Origin of the sequence: Mesorhizobium sp. WSM4887 (assembly GCF_029625865.1) — a bacterium.
Classification (GTDB): Bacteria; Pseudomonadota; Alphaproteobacteria; order Rhizobiales; family Rhizobiaceae; genus Mesorhizobium.
The window spans coordinates 293,390-309,898 of record NZ_JARTVP010000004.1; the positions used below are offsets into that span (position 1 = coordinate 293,390).

The 16,509-nt window shown below is 59.4% G+C and carries 27 protein-coding genes and 1 pseudogene; 19 read left to right on the forward strand and 9 right to left on the reverse strand.

The genetic code is table 11. The annotated features are described in order from the left end of the window. Positions 1–37: 37 nt before the first annotated feature. Together P9230_RS18280 and P9230_RS18285 are read right to left on the reverse strand one after the other, a co-directional pair. Entirely contained in the window at positions 38–1,153 is a 1,116-nt protein-coding gene (locus P9230_RS18280; RefSeq protein ID WP_278120263.1) for a site-specific integrase, read from the reverse strand. 8 nt (positions 1,154–1,161) lie between these two features. Then, on the reverse strand, positions 1,162–1,461 hold the full coding sequence (locus P9230_RS18285; protein ID WP_278120265.1) for an Arc family DNA-binding protein: 300 nt from the start codon (positions 1,459–1,461) through the stop codon (positions 1,162–1,164). A gap of 115 nt (positions 1,462–1,576) precedes the next feature. On the opposite strand from P9230_RS18285, the gene P9230_RS18290 reads away from it, so the two are divergent. The 14 genes from P9230_RS18290 to P9230_RS18355 all read left to right on the forward strand — a co-directional run bounded on the left by P9230_RS18290 (position 1,577) and on the right by P9230_RS18355 (position 8,509). After that, a complete protein-coding gene (locus P9230_RS18290) occupies positions 1,577–1,780 on the forward strand; it encodes a hypothetical protein (RefSeq protein WP_278120267.1) in 204 nt (67 codons plus the stop codon). Further along, entirely contained in the window at positions 1,780–2,001 is a 222-nt protein-coding gene (locus tag P9230_RS18295; protein WP_278120269.1) for a hypothetical protein, read from the forward strand. The genes P9230_RS18290 and P9230_RS18295 overlap by 1 nt, the downstream gene beginning before the upstream one ends. Before the next feature lie 174 nt (positions 2,002–2,175). Further along, complete coding sequence (locus tag P9230_RS18300) at positions 2,176–2,451, forward strand: hypothetical protein (protein WP_278120271.1); 276 nt, start codon at positions 2,176–2,178, stop codon at positions 2,449–2,451. Continuing rightward, positions 2,367–3,578 (forward strand): DUF3631 domain-containing protein, encoded by a 1,212-nt coding sequence (locus P9230_RS18305; protein ID WP_278120273.1) that lies wholly within the window; start codon positions 2,367–2,369, stop codon positions 3,576–3,578. Before P9230_RS18300 ends, P9230_RS18305 begins: the two co-directional genes overlap by 85 nt. A gap of 94 nt (positions 3,579–3,672) precedes the next feature. Further along, positions 3,673–3,909 carry a hypothetical protein gene (locus P9230_RS18310; RefSeq protein WP_278120275.1) on the forward strand — a complete coding sequence of 79 codons (237 nt, stop codon included), beginning with the start codon at positions 3,673–3,675 and terminating at the stop codon, positions 3,907–3,909. A gap of 75 nt (positions 3,910–3,984) precedes the next feature. Further along, entirely contained in the window at positions 3,985–5,028 is a 1,044-nt protein-coding gene (locus P9230_RS18315; protein ID WP_278120277.1) for a phage major capsid protein, read from the forward strand. A 10-nt stretch (positions 5,029–5,038) separates the two neighbouring features. Beyond that, positions 5,039–5,938 (forward strand): HK97 family phage prohead protease, encoded by a 900-nt coding sequence (locus P9230_RS18320; protein WP_278120279.1) that lies wholly within the window; start codon positions 5,039–5,041, stop codon positions 5,936–5,938. A 17-nt stretch (positions 5,939–5,955) separates the two neighbouring features. Then, positions 5,956–6,135, forward strand: coding sequence for a hypothetical protein (locus tag P9230_RS18325; protein WP_278120280.1), 180 nt, complete (start codon positions 5,956–5,958; stop codon positions 6,133–6,135). Then, positions 6,132–6,341 carry a hypothetical protein gene (locus tag P9230_RS18330; RefSeq protein ID WP_278120282.1) on the forward strand — a complete coding sequence of 70 codons (210 nt, stop codon included), beginning with the start codon at positions 6,132–6,134 and terminating at the stop codon, positions 6,339–6,341. The genes P9230_RS18325 and P9230_RS18330 overlap by 4 nt, the downstream gene beginning before the upstream one ends. After that, positions 6,338–6,577, forward strand: a complete 240-nt coding sequence (locus P9230_RS18335; RefSeq protein WP_278120284.1) for a hypothetical protein — start codon at positions 6,338–6,340, stop codon at positions 6,575–6,577. Before P9230_RS18330 ends, P9230_RS18335 begins: the two co-directional genes overlap by 4 nt. 146 nt (positions 6,578–6,723) lie before the next feature. Continuing rightward, positions 6,724–7,023 carry a hypothetical protein gene (locus tag P9230_RS18340; RefSeq protein ID WP_278120286.1) on the forward strand — a complete coding sequence of 100 codons (300 nt, stop codon included), beginning with the start codon at positions 6,724–6,726 and terminating at the stop codon, positions 7,021–7,023. Further along, entirely contained in the window at positions 7,020–7,235 is a 216-nt protein-coding gene (locus P9230_RS18345; RefSeq protein ID WP_278120288.1) for a hypothetical protein, read from the forward strand. The genes P9230_RS18340 and P9230_RS18345 overlap by 4 nt, the downstream gene beginning before the upstream one ends. A 2-nt stretch (positions 7,236–7,237) precedes the next feature. After that, positions 7,238–7,888 (forward strand): LamG domain-containing protein, encoded by a 651-nt coding sequence (locus P9230_RS18350; RefSeq protein WP_127324822.1) that lies wholly within the window; start codon positions 7,238–7,240, stop codon positions 7,886–7,888. Positions 7,889–8,071: 183 nt separating this feature from the next. After that, a complete protein-coding gene (locus P9230_RS18355) occupies positions 8,072–8,509 on the forward strand; it encodes a hypothetical protein (protein WP_278120291.1) in 438 nt (145 codons plus the stop codon). Between the two features lie 38 nt (positions 8,510–8,547). Here the strand turns inward: P9230_RS18355 and P9230_RS18360 are convergent, their stop codons facing one another. Both P9230_RS18360 and P9230_RS18365 read right to left on the reverse strand, forming a co-directional pair. Beyond that, the gene (locus P9230_RS18360; RefSeq protein WP_278120293.1) at positions 8,548–8,700 is read right to left on the reverse strand and encodes a hypothetical protein; all 153 of its coding nucleotides are present in this window, start codon (positions 8,698–8,700) and stop codon (positions 8,548–8,550) included. Between the two features lie 14 nt (positions 8,701–8,714). Beyond that, positions 8,715–8,957 (reverse strand): helix-turn-helix transcriptional regulator, encoded by a 243-nt coding sequence (locus P9230_RS18365; RefSeq protein WP_278120295.1) that lies wholly within the window; start codon positions 8,955–8,957, stop codon positions 8,715–8,717. A 128-nt stretch (positions 8,958–9,085) separates the two neighbouring features. On the opposite strand from P9230_RS18365, the gene P9230_RS18370 reads away from it, so the two are divergent. The 3 genes and pseudogenes from P9230_RS18370 to P9230_RS18380 form a co-directional block, all read left to right on the forward strand. Beyond that, the gene (locus P9230_RS18370) at positions 9,086–9,919 is read left to right on the forward strand and encodes a hypothetical protein (RefSeq protein ID WP_278120297.1); all 834 of its coding nucleotides are present in this window, start codon (positions 9,086–9,088) and stop codon (positions 9,917–9,919) included. After that, positions 9,916–10,131, forward strand: a complete 216-nt coding sequence (locus tag P9230_RS18375) for a hypothetical protein (protein WP_278120299.1) — start codon at positions 9,916–9,918, stop codon at positions 10,129–10,131. Before P9230_RS18370 ends, P9230_RS18375 begins: the two co-directional genes overlap by 4 nt. A 209-nt stretch (positions 10,132–10,340) precedes the next feature. After that, positions 10,341–10,895, forward strand: a pseudogene (locus tag P9230_RS18380) (LysE family translocator); the annotation flags it as partial. Positions 10,896–10,920: 25 nt separating this feature from the next. On the opposite strand, the gene P9230_RS18385 reads toward P9230_RS18380, so the two are convergent. Together P9230_RS18385 and P9230_RS18390 are read right to left on the reverse strand one after the other, a co-directional pair. Next, positions 10,921–11,802 (reverse strand): dienelactone hydrolase family protein, encoded by an 882-nt coding sequence (locus tag P9230_RS18385; RefSeq protein ID WP_278120300.1) that lies wholly within the window; start codon positions 11,800–11,802, stop codon positions 10,921–10,923. A 55-nt stretch (positions 11,803–11,857) separates the two neighbouring features. Continuing rightward, a complete protein-coding gene (locus P9230_RS18390) occupies positions 11,858–12,682 on the reverse strand; it encodes a DUF2189 domain-containing protein (RefSeq protein ID WP_278120302.1) in 825 nt (274 codons plus the stop codon). Between the two features lie 166 nt (positions 12,683–12,848). Between P9230_RS18390 and P9230_RS18395 the strand changes: the two genes are divergently transcribed. Together P9230_RS18395 and P9230_RS18400 are read left to right on the forward strand one after the other, a co-directional pair. Next, positions 12,849–13,355, forward strand: a complete 507-nt coding sequence (locus P9230_RS18395) for a CAP domain-containing protein (RefSeq protein WP_278056957.1) — start codon at positions 12,849–12,851, stop codon at positions 13,353–13,355. A 121-nt stretch (positions 13,356–13,476) separates the two neighbouring features. After that, the gene (locus P9230_RS18400) at positions 13,477–13,605 is read left to right on the forward strand and encodes a hypothetical protein (protein WP_278120304.1); all 129 of its coding nucleotides are present in this window, start codon (positions 13,477–13,479) and stop codon (positions 13,603–13,605) included. A 230-nt stretch (positions 13,606–13,835) separates the two neighbouring features. On the opposite strand, the gene P9230_RS18405 is transcribed toward P9230_RS18400, so the two are convergent. From P9230_RS18405 to P9230_RS18415, 3 genes are all read right to left on the reverse strand, one after another. Then, positions 13,836–14,489: a hypothetical protein gene (locus tag P9230_RS18405; protein ID WP_127334840.1), complete on the reverse strand. Its 654-nt coding sequence runs from the start codon at positions 14,487–14,489 to the stop codon at positions 13,836–13,838. A 34-nt stretch (positions 14,490–14,523) separates the two neighbouring features. Then, the gene (locus P9230_RS18410; RefSeq protein WP_164748165.1) at positions 14,524–15,705 is read right to left on the reverse strand and encodes a hypothetical protein; all 1,182 of its coding nucleotides are present in this window, start codon (positions 15,703–15,705) and stop codon (positions 14,524–14,526) included. A 79-nt stretch (positions 15,706–15,784) separates the two neighbouring features. Continuing rightward, positions 15,785–16,507: a TfuA-like protein gene (locus P9230_RS18415; protein WP_278120308.1), complete on the reverse strand. Its 723-nt coding sequence runs from the start codon at positions 16,505–16,507 to the stop codon at positions 15,785–15,787. Between the last annotated feature and the right edge of the window lie 2 nt (positions 16,508–16,509).

Consider the following 16,509-nt stretch of genomic DNA (forward strand, 5'->3'; position numbering starts at 1 on the left):
TGTTGCAAAACAGGCCTTTTATGTCGCAGTGAGTGTTCTACAGACGTTTCGCCAGGGCCTCGGCGCGGTCCTTCTGCTTGGCGTTGCTGTCCTTCGATTTGAGCAGGTGCCCGTAAAGGTCATAGGTCATCTGGATCGATGAATGGCCGAGCTCGGTCTGGATCTCTTTCGGATTGGCGTCGCTGTCGATGAGCATGCTGGCATGGAAATGCCGCAGGCAATGGAAGCCGACCGCCTTGACCCCGGCATCCTTCAACAGCTTCGTCCAGACGCGGGCGTAGAAGTTCGACAACAGCCATGGCGTGCCGGCTTCAGTTGGGAACACCAATTCGTTTTTGCCTGCCTGGAGCCTTAGCTCTTTCAGCAGCGACACGAGGTCGGCCGGCAGAGTGATGGTGCGCTTCCCTGCCCTCGACTTCGGCGGGCCAATGACGCCATATTCATCCGCGCGCTGCCGAACTTCGATAGTGCCAGCCTTCAGGTCTACAGCATCCCAAGGCAGTCCCCGGATCTCCGACGCGCGCATACCGGTGTGAATGGCTGTCTCGATCATGCCACGGCGCACTAGAGGCAGTTCCTTGGCCTTGGCGCGGATCAGCTTGATATCGGCGATCGACGGGATATCGACTTCCTCGGCGTGGCGACCGCCAATGCCGATCTTCACAGCCGACGCGACGTTGACCCCTACCCGATCCTGATGAACCATTTCCGATAGGATGCCCTTGAGGCTCTGCAACACCTTCTTTGCCGTGGCGCGCGTCAGTTTCTTGAGCAGATCGTTCCGAAACGTGACGACATCAACCTTGGCCAAGTCTGTCAGTTTCTTGGTGCCCATCGCTGGCGCGATGTAGGCGTCGAGGTGATGCTTGTAGCCTCGAAGCGTCGCCTTCTCGGCCGGCTCGCGATCGTCCCGGCCATGCTCGACGGCCTTCAGCCATTCGGCGCCCGCCTCGGCGACGGTGAGGGATTTGGACGCGATGACGTGGCGCTTTTCCCTCACCTCCCCGCGCATGGTGGTTTCCCACTCTCGGGCTTCCTTGCGCGTCGAGAATGTCTTTATGGCGCGCTTCCGATCCTGGTCGAAATAGTCAACGATCCATGATTCTCGGGCCTCGCCCTTCGCAGTCTTCCATGTGCGCTTACGAATGGACATAGCTGCCCTCACTTTTTGAACTTGGCGTCTAGCTTTTCTTCAATGCGGGCGAGCCGCTCCATTCCCTCAATGAATGCTTTTTCGAAGGTCCTTTCGTTCGCGCGTTCATTTGAGTGGATCTCCCACTCAAGCTTGGAGGCGCGCTCTTCCGCACGCTCGACCTCGCGCATCATTTTCCCGAATTCCTCAAGCCGAAAAACTATTTCGCCGTTCATCGAACGGGAAAACTTTTCGGCTGATGCGACAAGCTCCGCATGCAGCTTTTGCGGCAATCGCAAGGTGATGCGCGTCTCGTGATCTTCTGCCATCGGCGGTTCTCCCCAGGCTCATTTAGTGCCCTTGACACTAAAACGACACCAAACCTTGACACCAAAATGGTGCGACACTAATATGGTGTCATTGTCATACATCAAGGAGCCGCCAATGACAACCACTCCAGAGACGATTTCGGACTTCGACGCTCCAATCTGGGGCATCGAGAACTTCGCAAAGATTATCAACCGCAGCGAGCGACAAACCTATCACCTCGTGGCCACTGGCAAGCTGCCGGGCGTCAACAAGGTTGGCGACCGCTATGTCAGCACCCGCCGCAAGTTGCTTAACGCAGTCTTGGGGGAAGCTGTTTGATGGCGATCCCGAAGTCCGATCATACCGACGACATGGGGCACTTGGAGCAAGCCATCGAATGGCTTCGCGAAAATCGTACCCAACTTGAGAAGCCAATCATACCCAACTTGCGCCGCCTGTTCGGCATCAGCCCGCGCGAGGCGTGCCATGTGCTCCGCATCAGCCGCCTACGAGACGATTGGCCGGCCAACGACCAGGGAGGCGCTAATGCAGCCTCCTGAAATGCGAAAGCCCGCCGGCCAGGGCGAGCTTCGCGAAGTCGATATTCAAAGCAGCAAGATCACAACAATAGCCGAAGACCTCCGCCTCAGGCAAGCGGCTTGCATCATGGGCCGCTTTCCGATGTCGGTCCCGTTGGCGCTGGCTACAGCCAGGCTCGCTTACGGAGGCGCCGCATGACGATTCGGCCGAACCTCCCAAGCATTGAGGACATCCACATCGATGCAGCCGTCCGTCATCTCACCGCTGCCCGCAATCACTTGCAATGCGCGGTGCTTCGCTTCGATGACGCCGGCTATGAGCACGATCCGACCGCGCGGTCGTACAGCTACGTCGCCGGCATCGTGGCCTCGTTCAATGACAGGCCTTGGCGGCCAATGCCAGCGCCGATCCCATCGCACATTCAGATCGCCGCGCAAGAATACCGCCGCACGTCAAGGAGGTCGTATTGATGGAGGAAGATACCTTCGCCGCCGACCTCCTCGACGAGGTTTATAACTTCGTCGGCCGCTTCGTCGCCTACCCATCCGAAGAAGCGCACGTCGCGCATGTTCTCTGGATAGCGCACACACACATGATGGATGCGTGGGAATCGACACCGCGCATCGCGTTCCTGTCTCCCGAGCCAGGATCTGGAAAGACCCGGGCGCTAGAGATTTCGGAGCTTCTGGTGCCGCGTCCTGTCGAGGCGGTGAACGTCACGCCGGCATATCTCTTCCGCAAGGTCGCGGATGAGGCTGGCGCCCCGACCATCCTCTTCGACGAGATCGACACCATCTTCGGGCCGAAGGCCAAGGACAACGAGGAGATTCGCGGGCTGCTCAATGCCGGTCATCGTCGCGGCGCCGTCGCCGGCCGGTGCGTTGTTCGAGGAAAGCTCGTCGAGACGGAAGAGATTCCAGCCTACTGCGCGGTGGCGCTCGCCGGCCTCGGCGATTTGCCTGATACCATCCTTACCCGCTCCGTCATCATCCGCATGCGGCGCCGTTCGCCAGAAGAAACAGTCGAGGCCTATAGACGCCGCGTGCACAAGCCGGATGGCGACGAGGTCAAGGACAGGCTCGCCGGCTGGGCTTCGTTCATGTCGGCCGACATCGGCCAGGACTGGCCGGAAATGCCTCCAGGCATCAAGGACCGTGATGCGGATGTCTGGGAACCGCTTCTGGCGATAGCTGATGCTGCCGGCGGCCACTGGCCGGAAAGGGCTCGCGTTGCGGCTGTTGCGCTTGTTGCGCTCTCTAAGGAGGGCACACCCAGCCTTGGCGTCAAACTCTTGGGCGACGTGAAGACCATCTTCGGCCATGACGAGGTTCTTGCTACGGAAAGCATCCTTCGCCGGCTCTGTGACCTCGATGAGTCTCCCTGGGTCGATATGAAGGGAAAACCCTTGGATGATAGGGGTTTGGCTAACAAGCTTCGCCCCTACGGTATCAAACCTAAAGTGGTGCGTATCGGCACTGCTACACCTAGAGGATATCAACGAACAGACTTCATCGACGCCTGGCAGCGCTATCTGCCTCTGCCTCCCTCAGAAAGCGCAACATCCGCAACAAGCGCAACAGCGGAGGCGGCGGAATGAGCAACGCGACTTGTTCTAGGACACCGCGCCAGCGGATGAAGCTGAAGCGCTGGGGGAGATTTACAAAATTTGTAACTTTGCGACGGGGGCGGCCATGAGATCCGCCGATCAACGGCGCGAGGCCGACCGCATCCGCAAGCAAGAACAGCGAGAGCGCGAGGAAGCCGGCGTCATCTTGCTTAACCTGGCAATGAACAGACAGCATATCTCCCAGCTTTTGCTCAACCTCAAGAAGATTCCGCCAGAGCTAGCCAACGACAAGAAGGCGCTGGCAGAAGCGACGGCCGATTTGCTGGCAACATTGAAGGCGGTTGATATCGTGACCGAATAAAGTCCCCTTGCGTCACGTGTGACAAATCTTTCTGATGCTTTCGAGAATGATCTTTTTGATTTGGAGACACTAAAAATGCGTGCCGCGATTTCCGTTCCAATCGACATCGACAAGGGCATCGACCTGGCCCGGGTCGCGCGTGTCATGGCCCAGTACAAGGAACCCGGCGAACTGGACTATGCCGACGCGCCTCCCCGCGTCCTCGATGCCATCCGAGCCATGAAAAGCGCCGTCGCCGCCGGCAGCATCGGCAACGGCACCTGGGGCTCGGAATTGGCGCCCTACAAGGTGGTGTCCGATGCCTTCATGGACAGCCTGCGCAACACCGGGGCATTTTTTCGCATCCTCGATTCGATGGTGAAGGTGCCGCTCCGCAGCCAGCTTGTCGCCTTCACCGCCAACGCTACCGGGTATGTCACCGGCGAAGGCTCGGCGAAGCGCATGACGCGCTCGGCCTTCGAGCGCGAATATGTGGATGCGTTTCGGGCAGTTGCCTTCGTCGTCGTCAGCAACGAGTTGCTGAAGCTCGGCGCGCTCGCCGATCCGCTCATCGCGAACGAGCTGCGCGGCGCTGTCAGCTTCACCGCCGATGAGCAGTTCCTCACCATCCTCGATGCCGGCGCGAACACCTCAGCCAGCGTTGGCAGCACGGTCAATGGCGTTCAACAGGATCTCAAAGTCGCACTGGCGGCGACCGATCTCGGCGCGCAGTCCCGTCTGTTCTTCATCGCGCATCCTGACCGCGTGAAACTGCTTGCCACCATGACCATCGACGGCGGCTTTGCCTTCGCCGATGTCAACCCGGTAACCGGCGGCACGCTTCTGAGAACGCCCTTGCTTCCCTGCGATGCCTGCGCATCCGACGCCTTCTACGTGGTCGATGCAAGTGGCCTCGCCGGCAATGCCGATGCCATCCAGGTAGACAACTTCCGGCATGCCACGATCCAGTTTGACGACGCGCCAGATAGCCCGCCAACGGCAAGCACCACGGTGATCAACCTGTTCCAGCGCGGCTTGACCGCCATCCAGGCATCGACCTATGGCGGCGCCAAGGTGGTCCGGTCGAATTCGGTCTACAAGCTGACCGGCGTTGATTGGGGCTCGGCGAATAGCCCGTGAGGTGACGCTAATGGATCGCGCCTATTCCGTAATCACCGTCAAACAGTTTGACCCGAAGAAGCGGACCTTCTCGGGCTGGGCCACAACCCCCGCTGTTGATCGAGTCGGGGACATCATCGAGCCGCTCGGCGTGAAGGCGGCTCCCGACCTTCCGTTGCTGCTTCACCACGATTCGAAACTCCCCGTTGGCCGCGCATTTTTCAACAAGCCGACGAAAGCCGGGGTAACGTTCCGGGCTGAGATCCCGAAAATCGAGGCTCCTGGCGTTCTAAGGGACCGCACAGAGGAAGCTTGGCAGTCCGTCGAAAGCGGCCTGATCCGCGCCGTGAGCGTCGGTTTCCGGCCGCTTGAAAACGGCGTGGAGCGTATGGCTTCGGGCGGTATTCGCTTCAAGGCCGTCGAGGTGATGGAATTGTCCCTGGTGGCGATCCCAGCCAACGAAGAGGCCACCATCGCAAACGTCAAGCGCTTCGAGCTCGGCGGCAGGGAAACGGCCAGGACAAACCAAAAGGCTATCGAGGAGGCATTCCTCAAGGATGTGGGAGAGGTCGTTGACCTGCTTACGCGGACCTACAAATTTGAGGACATCGCCAAGCCGCTCTCGACTCGCCTGACATTCGATCTATTCGCGCAACTCCATGTGATGACGGATCGAAAATGCGACAGGCTCGAAGCCCGCATCCGTGAGCTTGAGGCCGGGATATCATCAGGCACCGGCTACAAGGGCGTATTCCAGAAGCAGATCGAATATCGGGCCGGTGACCTGGTTACGTCTGGCGGCAGCCTGTGGCACGCCAACGTTGACATCAAAGGCATTGCCCCTGGCGAGAGCCCTATGGCTTGGACCCTTTGCGCCAAGTCAGGCAACGACGTCCCCAAAACTGTCAGGCAGATGAGGCGAGCATCATGACCTTAGGAGGCGAAGCCATGAAGGGGGAAGTTCAGCGCGACAAGAAACGGCTGGAGACCTCGATCTACATTGCCTTCGGCCGCTTCGCTGAAAGCTTCCAAAGGGCGCCGAGTGAGCGCGAGCAGCTGATGATGATAGAGGCGCTGACGGCGCACATCATCCACGGCAAGACCGACTACAAGGTCAGCATGCAATGAGAACTCAGCTTATCCCATTCGACCAGATCGATGTGACCCTGGCCGAGGATGGCAAGAGCGTCCTGCTCTACGCGTATTGCGGCGAAGCGATCTATCTCCAGCGTGTCCACACATCAACAACGCCACTCGATGCCGACACGGTCGAGGTGATCGAGGCCGGCAAGTGGCGCGACAGAGCAAAGCCAGACCAATGGATGAAGCTATGAGCGCACACCTGGCCGAAGCAGTTGAATGGTTCGCAGAGCACGAGACCGACAGGCGCGGCGTTGACGGCACAGCCTACGAACAGCTGAAGCGCAAGTTCAATCTGACCTTCGCCGAAGCCATGGAGGTCTGCCGAGAGACCCGCAAGCGTGTGGGACCATACCCAAGCACCGGGGGGGGTATCGACATCCAAAACAGCAAACGAGCCCAGACCGCTCGGGCCGTTTTCCTTCGCTAAACGTGTACAAAAAAAGTTTCTGACACATGGGATCTAGAGGCAGAAAATCCGTTGCAGCATTGGCGGTTAGACCGCTGGTTACTGCCACCGCACCCGATGCTCCCTATGACCTCACGGACGAGCAAGCGGCAGTGTGGCGCGGCATAGTGGATACGCTTCCGGCGGATTTCTTTCCGGCCGAATCCTTCGACACGCTCGCCAGCTATTGCCGAAGTGTCTGTGTGGCGAGGCGGCTCTCGAATCTGATCGACAACTTCAAGGACGAGTGGTTGGCCCAGGATGCCGGCCTCGATCGCTATTCCAAGCTGGTCAAGCTTCGGGAAGTAGAGGTTCGCAACTTGCTGGCCACCGCAAGGGCGCTGCGCCTCACCAATCAAAGCCGATATCGGCCGACCAAGGCTGGCACGCTGGCATCAACTCCGAACTTCCAGAAGCCATGGGAATGATCATGACCCAGGATGAAACGACTTCACTTAGCTCGAAACCTGATCGTGGCCGGAATCGAGATGGCGTTCCAGGTGACGGGCAGCGGCTTGGCGGCACAGGTTCGGATATCACGCTGAACTATTACGCCTCGGCTGGCGAAAGCACCGAGACCGCCAAGCAGCGCGCTCGCGAAATGTACAACGAACTCACCCTGCAGGCGGCGAGGTCGTAGAGATGGCTATCAACTTCGCAGGCGGCACCAATCAGTTGCTGTGGTCGCCACCGACTTCGCAACCGGTCAACGGCTGCGTGGCTTTCCTGATGAAGACCACTCAAACGACCGTCAATGCGTGTCCGATCGCGTGCTGGAACAGTTCCAGCCGCAACGGGTGGGGATTCGTGATCAACAATACCCTCAACAAGATCCTTGCGCAGGGCACCAACACCACCTCGACGGCGTCGATCCAGTTGACTTCTACGACAAGCATCAATGACGGCAACTGGCACCACGTCGCATTTAACTACCGGAGGAACTCGGGAACCAACGAGCTTTTCGTTAATGGGGTATCTGAAGCCACTGGCGCCACCAGTCCTTCATGGAACCCGACCGGATCGCCAGCCTTGGCGCTCGGCGACAACAACGACACTTTCTGGCCATCCTATGTCGGTGAACTGGCACAAATTGGACATTGGAGCGCAAACCTAGACGCGGCTGAAATTGCGGGCCTTGCGAAGGGTTTCACGCCCCCGAAAATTCGGCCTGCTTCGTTGATCTCCAATATACCGCTGATCCGCGAGGTGAATGACTTCAAAGCCGGCCTCGTCCCGACCGTTACAGGAACTTCCGTGTCTGTGCACCCCCGTGTCGTCGGGCCTTGGTTCTAAAATGCTTCGTTGTGGTGCTGAAAAATGAAGGTACTGGCGCCGCCTCGATCAGCAACGTGACAGAAGATTACAATCAGGTGGAGACGGCCACCAACTCGATGCGCGGCGTTCATGGATCGACCAGCACGGCTGGTGCATTCACCTCGACCATGACACATTCGCGCCATAGAGGACAAAAGACGAATGAAGGTCACAGCTCATTTTGAGAAAAGCACGCTCTTTCGCACCGTCCACGCGGATGGCTGCCAAGGCTCTATCACCCCTCGCGGGGACATCCATTGCTCCTTCTACAGCGAGCGGTTCCCACTGCCCGTGCAGTCGTCATTCCAGCCGGTCAGCGTCGTCGAGGCATGGTGTGAAAACATCGATGCCGAGGAAGGCGCCGGTGGCGTGCAACGCATCCGCGAGTATGAGGTTGGCTTGGTGGTCGGCCTCCGCTCTGCCGTTCCGATCTATCTCTGGTTCGAGGCCAGGATCGAGGAGCTTCGCAAGCTGCAGGGCATTTCCGACGAGGACTGGCAGAAGACAATCGCTGCCGCGCGAGAGGCGCAGGGGAAAGAAGCCGTGCCGGCCGTCCAGACCCTTGCACAGTTGGTTGCGGCGAAGTTCGCTCCGGCCTAAGTTCCCGACGAGTACAAAGGTATGCGTCGCGCGCTTCGCTATTTGGCTATGATGCGGCGCAGGAGCGGGGCGAGATCGCCGCTGCTGGTGGGGACAGGAGCAAACTTCCAGAGCAGAATTTTGCTACCGCCGCCGATATCGGCCTTACCCACAAAGACATCCGCATTTGCAACAGCCACAGCCAACGTCACCGGTCTAGCACCGATTAAGGCTTCCTGAGCCTCACCCCGGCGCCGCCATCGATCATTTCCCCTTCCTCAAGGAAAACCACGCCGGCATCGCGCAGCGCGCGTTCTAGCACCTCTACAGTGGCCGGTCGGGGCGCGGAGGTGCCGGTCTCGAATAGGGTCAAGGTCGCAATTCCGATCCCGGCAGCATCGGCGAGGCGCTGCTGGTTCCATTTGATAAGCGCGCGCGCGGCGCGGCATTGATCCGGCGTCATTTCCATTCCCCCAAAAGTAGCTTATCCAATAAATTCTCGCCAGACCTATAAAAAAATTATTGACAACAAATAAATGGATTTGCCACGCTTGCTCAGCGGCAATCACGTCGCGAGCCCAAGGGGGGCAACCGAAAATGTCTGAGAATATCACCGCTCCGGCGGATGGCCTTGCTTTGCCTAAACTCAACCGTCGCGCCGCTCTCGGCGCTCTAGCCACGCTGCCGGCCATGGCGGGCGCAACCGCGCTTCCGGTGGCTCTGGCGGCTACAGCAGCAGCAACCATATCCGACCCGCTCGCCGATCTTTTAGCTGAACTCATCGCCAGGAGGGCCGAATTCCGCGCCATCCCTTCCGAGATGATCACGGAAGACAACGAGGAAGACCTGATCAAGGCCACCTATGGACCGGCGTCCGATCGTCTATGGAATGAGACACCGCAACCCACAACGTTGCGGGGCGTGGCGGAAGCCATGCGTTATGCGATTGAAGAGGATGCATTCATCGACTACGGAGCCGAAAAAGTCATCAAGGCAGCGCTGGCATTCCTCGATTCGGGAGGCGGGCCTATGAACGATCTCGGCAGCATAAGGCGCCCTGTCCATCCTCTCGGATTTGAGACGAAGAACCTTCCCATAGAGCAATTGGCCGCACTGGTAGACGCGCTCCAAACCGTCAGCGATGTGCTGGGTGCGCTGCGGGAACAGCCCCGGTTTGCTGGCGACAGCACCTATAACCAAGCTGGCAGGCTGCTGGAGGACCTTCATGACCAGATCAATTGCGAGATAGATGACGTCTGGGGCGAAGTCGAGGGGCGTTCTGTAGCCACAGTCGACGAAGCGGAATGGAAGTTCGGCATTCTGGTGAGGCAATATTCTAGCGGCTGCGACAATCCCGCAAACGCCATTGCTGAAATGGCAAAGCTCGCCGCCGAGATGGACTGGCAAGTTCGGAAAGGCGGTGCAGCATGATCGACGTCATGAAATCCGCCGAGGAAGTCTATCTGGATAGAGCCAAGCGCGTTGAGGCGATCATCCCCAGCTTTGATCCGGCGAACGGGGACATGATCCTGGTTTATGCCCTCGAAGAAGACCGCGTCGGGCGCTCATTCCGTCTCTCGCCGGAGTTGGGCGCGAAGTTCAGAAATCTTATTTTCCAAGCGATCCGCGAGAAATCAAACTGATAAATTGCCCTTCGGACACTTGAAGGCTCGGCGGTTCGCTTCCGGGCCTTTTTCATGTCGCATTCCATGTTGCATGGAGTTGCCGCAAGCGGTTTGTAATAGTTGGAAATCAACGGTGTTGGCTCGCAACACGGTGCAACATGAAAACAGGGCATGTTCTCCCCTACCGTGTTGAAATTCCTATATTTTCTTGAAAATCGAAAACGAGATATCTGATCTCGCGCTCGCTGTCGCAAGGGCCGAGGGCCGGGCTGATCTCGCTGGGCGGCGTGGCGCTGGGCTTCCTGTTCTATGTGGTGTCCGCGGCCTTTGGCATCACCGCGCTCATCTTCGCCGTGCCTTATGCCTATGACGCGCTGCGCTTTGCCGGCGCGCTTTATTTGCTGTGGCTCGCCTGGCAGGCGCTAAGGCCCGGCGGCCGCTCGCCATTCCAGGTGCGCGAGCTGCCGAAGGACAGGCCGCGCAAGCTGTTCGTCATGGGGCTGATGACCAACCTGCTCAATCCGAAGGTGGCGGTGCTCTATCTGTCGCTCTTGCCGCAGTTCATCAACCCGGCCAAGGGCCATGTGCTGTCGCAGCTTCTGGTGCTCGGCGTGACGCAGATCTCGATCAGCCTGACCGTCAACGCCATCATCGCGGTGACGGCGGGCTCGATCGCCACCTTCCTCGCCGGACGGCCGTTCTGGCTGGTCGTCCAGCGCTGGATGATGGGCACAGTGCTGACGGCGCTGGCTTTGAAGATGGCGACCGAAGCGCAGCGCTGAGATCGGATGATCAGGGCTATGGCTGTTATCCGCTGAAGGCCTGCTTCAAAAACGTGTGGACGTCGCTTGCCGATTTTTCGGCCGCAGCTGCGTTGTACTCCACCCGGTGGCCGTACTGCTCGGTGCCCGTCTTGAATGACGGGGAGGCAAAGGCGTGGCGAGCGCCCTTGAAGACATCAAGCTGCACGGCGCTGCCCTTGCCGCTGCGCTGCGCCATCATCTCCCGGCAATTTTTGGCAGGGGTCCAATCGTCGAGCTCGCCGATGAGGATCAATGTCGGGACCGCCACGTCGCCATTCGTAGCCGAACAATTCGGATAGTAAGCGACAGCCGCCTTGAACTTGCGATCCATCAGCCGCTCGGCGCCGCCAAGTTGCACGGCCGCGAGCGTTGCGATCCCACCGGCGGAGAACCCCATCAACGCTGTGCGCTGCGGGTCGACGAAACTCAATTTGGACAGGAACTCCAAGGCGCCGTAGGCGTCATAAACGCGATCAGCAAACAGGCTGCCATCAGCGAGCAGGCCGTGATCACACGTCTCGCGAATACCGCGCGTGCTGAAGCTGTCGACAACGAGTACGACGTAACCCCAGGAAGACAGCCGCTGCGACCAGGTTTTCTCTACAGTTGGGAATAGGCCCGAACATCCATGGAGAACGACGACCGCCGGGAACGGCCCCTCACCCGGCGGTCGCGTCAGATACCCATTCAATGGCGTGTCAGGAATGGCCTGGAGCGCTCGCCCGTTTTGTTGCGCAATGCGCTCCTGAAACGGCGTCGGCTTCACGGCCGCGCTTTCAAAGTGCACCAACTCGTCAGCGTTGGCACGCGTAGTATCAATGCAGCCGACAGCCCAAAGCCCGGCCACGAATGCCGCCCCCTTGAGTGACCTCAAGAACATCTTCATGAACCAGGCTCGGTAAACCGCTTCGGGCCGTCTGCTTTGTTCGAGCCGGCGCGGCCTACATCGGCCGGCGGATGGGCCGAATATCCTGCGGCTCCACCACCTTGCGATAGAGATGCCAAGTCGCGTGGCCGAGGACCGGCATGACGACGGCAAGGCCGGCAAACAGCGGGATCGAGCCGATCACCAGCAGCACCGCGACCGTCAGGCCCCAGAGCGCCATCTGCAGCGGGTTGACTATCACGGCGCGCGCCGAGGTCTCGATCGCCGAGACCGCGCCGACATCGCGGTCGAGCAGCAACGGGAAGGCAATCACGGTGGTGGCAAGCACGACGACTGCGAAGACGAGGCCGGCACCGTTGCCGAGCAGGATCAGCGTCCAGCCCTTGCCGGTCGTCAGCACGTCGCGCAGGAAGGTTCCGACGGAGGCCGGCGGCTCTGCGCCGAACAGGCTGGTGTAGATCGACTGCGCGGTGAACAGCCACAGAAGGAAGAGCGCGAAAAGCAGGACGCCGATCGCCGCGATCGAGGGTAGCGCCGGCGAACGGCGCACGTCGAGCGCATGGTGCCAGCGGCTGCTCATGCCGAGCTCGCGCCGGCGGCTGATCTCGTAGAGGCCGATGGCAGCAAAGGGACCGATCAATGCAAAGCCCGACATCAGCGGATAGACGAGCTGGATGGCACTGGAGCCGGAGGTCCACCGCGTCAGGATCAGGCCGACGACCGGATAGATCAGGCACAGGAACACGTAGTGCGAGGGCTTGGCCCAGAAATCCTCGGCGCCGAGCCTTAGCGCGTCCCATAGATCCGACGTGGTGATGTGGCGCACCGTGGGCTGCACATGCAGCCCTTGCGCGTCCGCCATGACATGAAAACCAGCCATAACCGTCCTCCGTATCGCTCGGGGGGCGGTCACCGCCTGGGTGGCCCGCCCGTGGCTGCCACTTCTAGAACGCCGGGATGATATCCGATCTCCCGGAGGATGTCGCCGCATAACGCGATTCATCGGCTGCCCGGCAAAAGCCACGATCGCCGGTATCAGAGGCCGGATGACCAGCCTGACCACCGATTCCCCCCATCTCGACAGACGCACATTGCTCAAGACCGTCGGCCTTGCGGCGCTCGGCGGCATTGCCGCCTGCACCAGCGTCCCGCTGCCGACCGGCGAAGCCGCCGGCGTGTCGTCTTCCGCCACAGGTACGTTGAGCACTATCCGCACATCGGCCGGACTGCCGGCGCTCATCCCGGACGCGCAGCTCGAACAGGCGGCGCTGCAGCAGGCCGGCTACATGGCATCGCGCGCCCGCATGAGCCACACGACCGGCTGGGGCAAGGATTTCGCCTCGCGCATGAAGGGCAACGGCGTGCGTGGCGCCGCGGGCGAAAACATCGCCGAGGGACGTTTCGACCTGCAAAAGCTGTTCGACATCTGGATGCATTCGGACGGCCACCGGCGCAACATGCTCGACCCGGACTTCAGCCGCTTCGGGTTGGCTTACGTGCGCGACGGCCGCGATCCCAGCCTGCGCTACTGGGCACTGGTGCTGGGCCGTTAAACTCAAGAGCGGCCTCTAGCGAGCGGCTCCGCCACTAGCATATGACCGACTAAGCTCGCCTTTTGACCCGCTCCTGCCTGTCCGGTTTCGGGTGGTAGCATTCGGAAAGCGGACACACTCGTTGACTGGTGCGACCGCTAAAATGCCGTTTGCCGGACACGGCGAGGATGCCGAGGGCCTCTGGTATATCGATGTGATGAATCGTTTCGCGCTCGTGTCGACAGGATTCAATGATCTCGGCCGGCGGTGACAACGACAAGCATTGCGTTGCGCTCTATGCGCCCGACGCCCGCTCTCTAGAACGACGACAGCCCCGAGACGAAGACACGGAAGGCCGGTACCCAACCTGCGGATGAGAGTCTGATCAACCGTCGTCTCTAGTTCCGCTCCCAGCCCTGTGCAGCTTCAGCCCAACTGCATGGCAAACCTGCCAAGCAGGCGAGCCTTCTTGCCTTCAACCTTGACAGGGAACATGAGAGACTAGTCGTTTAGCTTTCCGCCACGGTGTCCCATCGTCATCTTGGATGCGTACATCGTCGGTGAACGCTTGCCTGGAAGGTTCGCCTCGAGGACGATCTGCTCGACGAACCCCTGGTTCATTTCGAATTCGACGCATTGGTTGAGTTTGTCCACGATCCAGACCGCGTAGCCCTCTAGCTGCTTCTTGTCATATCCGGAGTCATCGTCGGGAATCTTTGGTTCCGGAGCTGCTGGAATCAGCATGATCTTGGGTTTTGGCAAATCATACGTGTGCCCTTCATATGCGTAACCGAATATCACCCCGGAGGTGAATTCCGTCTTGGGCACCGATGGCTTAACGTCGATTGCGCCGATCATGACCATGTAGTTGGCTATTATCGAATTGACAAAAACGTATGAACTATTGGTTGCATTGATATCAAATATATCTTTCAGAACTGTCATTGTGTCATCGCTTGCAGGGGGATCAATTCCGATTCTAGCGCCAACAAGGGCAAATTGATTATTTAAGATTGCAGTATTTATCTCTGCTATATCATTTCTTGTTTTCAATCGCGGCAAGCCAGGTATTCCATACAAGCGTACTTGCGTGGCATTGAATGCACTGTGGGGATCACGCGTAGTGTAGGTTGGTCTGTGATAATCGTCGCTCATTTTACTCCCTCCTTTTTTGTTGCAGTCGATCAGTTCATAGAATCTCCCGCCATCTGAAGTTTTCTCCAAACTTTTCCGCAAGCGCGGGTGCCACCCGGTCGCTGACATCGACCAGCGTGGCAGCGGCATTCTCAAAGGTCAGGTCATCTGCATCGAGGCGCGGCCATGCCTGAGCAAGTGCGAGGGCGACTTCGTCCCTTGCTCTGATCAGCATGCTTTTGAACATGAAGGGCCGAGCGCGAAAGGCGCGGGACGTGAAATCCGAGATGCGCTGCATATCGGACTGGTCGACATCCTTGATATCGATCCCCAGCAGCCGCTCGTCGGCCAACCCCTCGTGCACCAATGCCGCGTGGTAGACGTCGACGATCGTGTCGAACACAGCTCCCGTGAACGGGCGTGACCTGTCGTGGATTTCGGCCGTCACCTCCGACATGCGGCGTGCATTGCTGGCGAGGCGGATCTGCCGATCGCCAGTCAGTTCGGCAATCCGGCTCAATTCATTGAGAACAAGCAGGTTGCCATCGCAGTGCCGCAGCAGACGGTCCATGCCGCTGTCGAAATTCAGGAAGGACAAGAGGGAGACCAGATCCGAGTTGGCTTCGTGGAACGGTCCGAAATCGCCTTGAGTCAGGCCGCCTGCTGGTGTCCCGAACAGCGAAAACAAGATCGCGTGGCCGACCTCATGTGCGATCACATCGAAGTTGAGCGCATAGGGATACCTGCCTCCGTCGATGCCGCGCTCTCGGCCGAGTTCCAGATAGCCATAGCCCGATTGCGCATTTTCCCAGTCAACGAAGGGGATGATTTCGAGCCGCTCGTACGTCTCGGCAAAATACCAGACAATCGGTTTGCCGAGGTAGCTTTCCCAGATGTCCAGCACGCGGCTGACCGAGGCGAAAGCGTGCGCAGAAAGGAACTGGCGCGAGGTCAGGGAAAGCTGATCGAAATGGCCGTCAAAGCCAGCCTCGGCAGGCGGAAAGATTTCGCCGACAAACGGTGGCAGATAAGGGTAGTCGTAAGGCTCCTTGTCGAGGAGCGGATCGCGAACGTAGATGCGGTGATCTTCCGGGCCGGAGCGGATCAGATCGGGTGGAGTAGAAATCCATACTGTTTCGGGTGTTCCGTAACCCGAAAGGTGAGGGACCTGCGGGTAGACCAGGAACCGCGTTCCCAGCAACGGATCTTGCGCAACGGCACGATCGACCGCGTCCAATTGCTTGGCCCCCTCTGACACTACCACGCTATCACGGCCCTTACGTTGCGTAAATCGTCGGCCGCCAAGAGGTCAGGGCCTATAGCGCCAGCCCCGCATCATGCATATCCTTGGAGAAGGCCGAGGTTAGCTGTAATTTCGGCATCGGGTGTGCTTTTTCAAATGCTTGCTCCCGCAAAACTTCAAGTGCCCGCAGGGCATCTTGCTTCTTTTGCTGGACGAAAACCGCGCCTAGCTCCCTGCACAATTTCTCGACGTCGTACTTGCCGTCGTGCGCATCCCGGACCATCCGTGCCAGGGTGCGCTGGCGAAAGTTGACGGCCTGTGCCGCACCCTCGAGCCTCGCCCGCTGTTCGGGTGAAATCACGCCGCGCCGGAAAGCAGCGCGAAGGGTCCGGCGCAGATCAATCAGCGCATGCGTCAATTGAGCGAAATTCACCTCGGCCGGTCCATGCAATACTGCTACTGCGTCGTCGGGTGCAAAGGCGAAGCGGCGATACCATCTGTAGATTAGCCCGACGCCTTGCATATGGGGGAACAGCTCGGCTGCTCGAAGGGCACCCATGCTTGCCGCGCCGAAGACATGAATGCCGCGGCTGAGGGCCCACAGGATTTCCTTGTGCCGAACCGCCGGCTCGGCCTGAAAACCGCCGTCTATGACAAGGATCGCACTCGGGTCGAAATGCTGCACGGCCGAAACGATCGAGCCTTGCACGGCCGGGGGAAGGCATACCGCATCGACGACCTTCAACGCGTCGGCATGGGACACGGTAGGGCCGGTGAAGACGAGTTTCGGGCGCATAA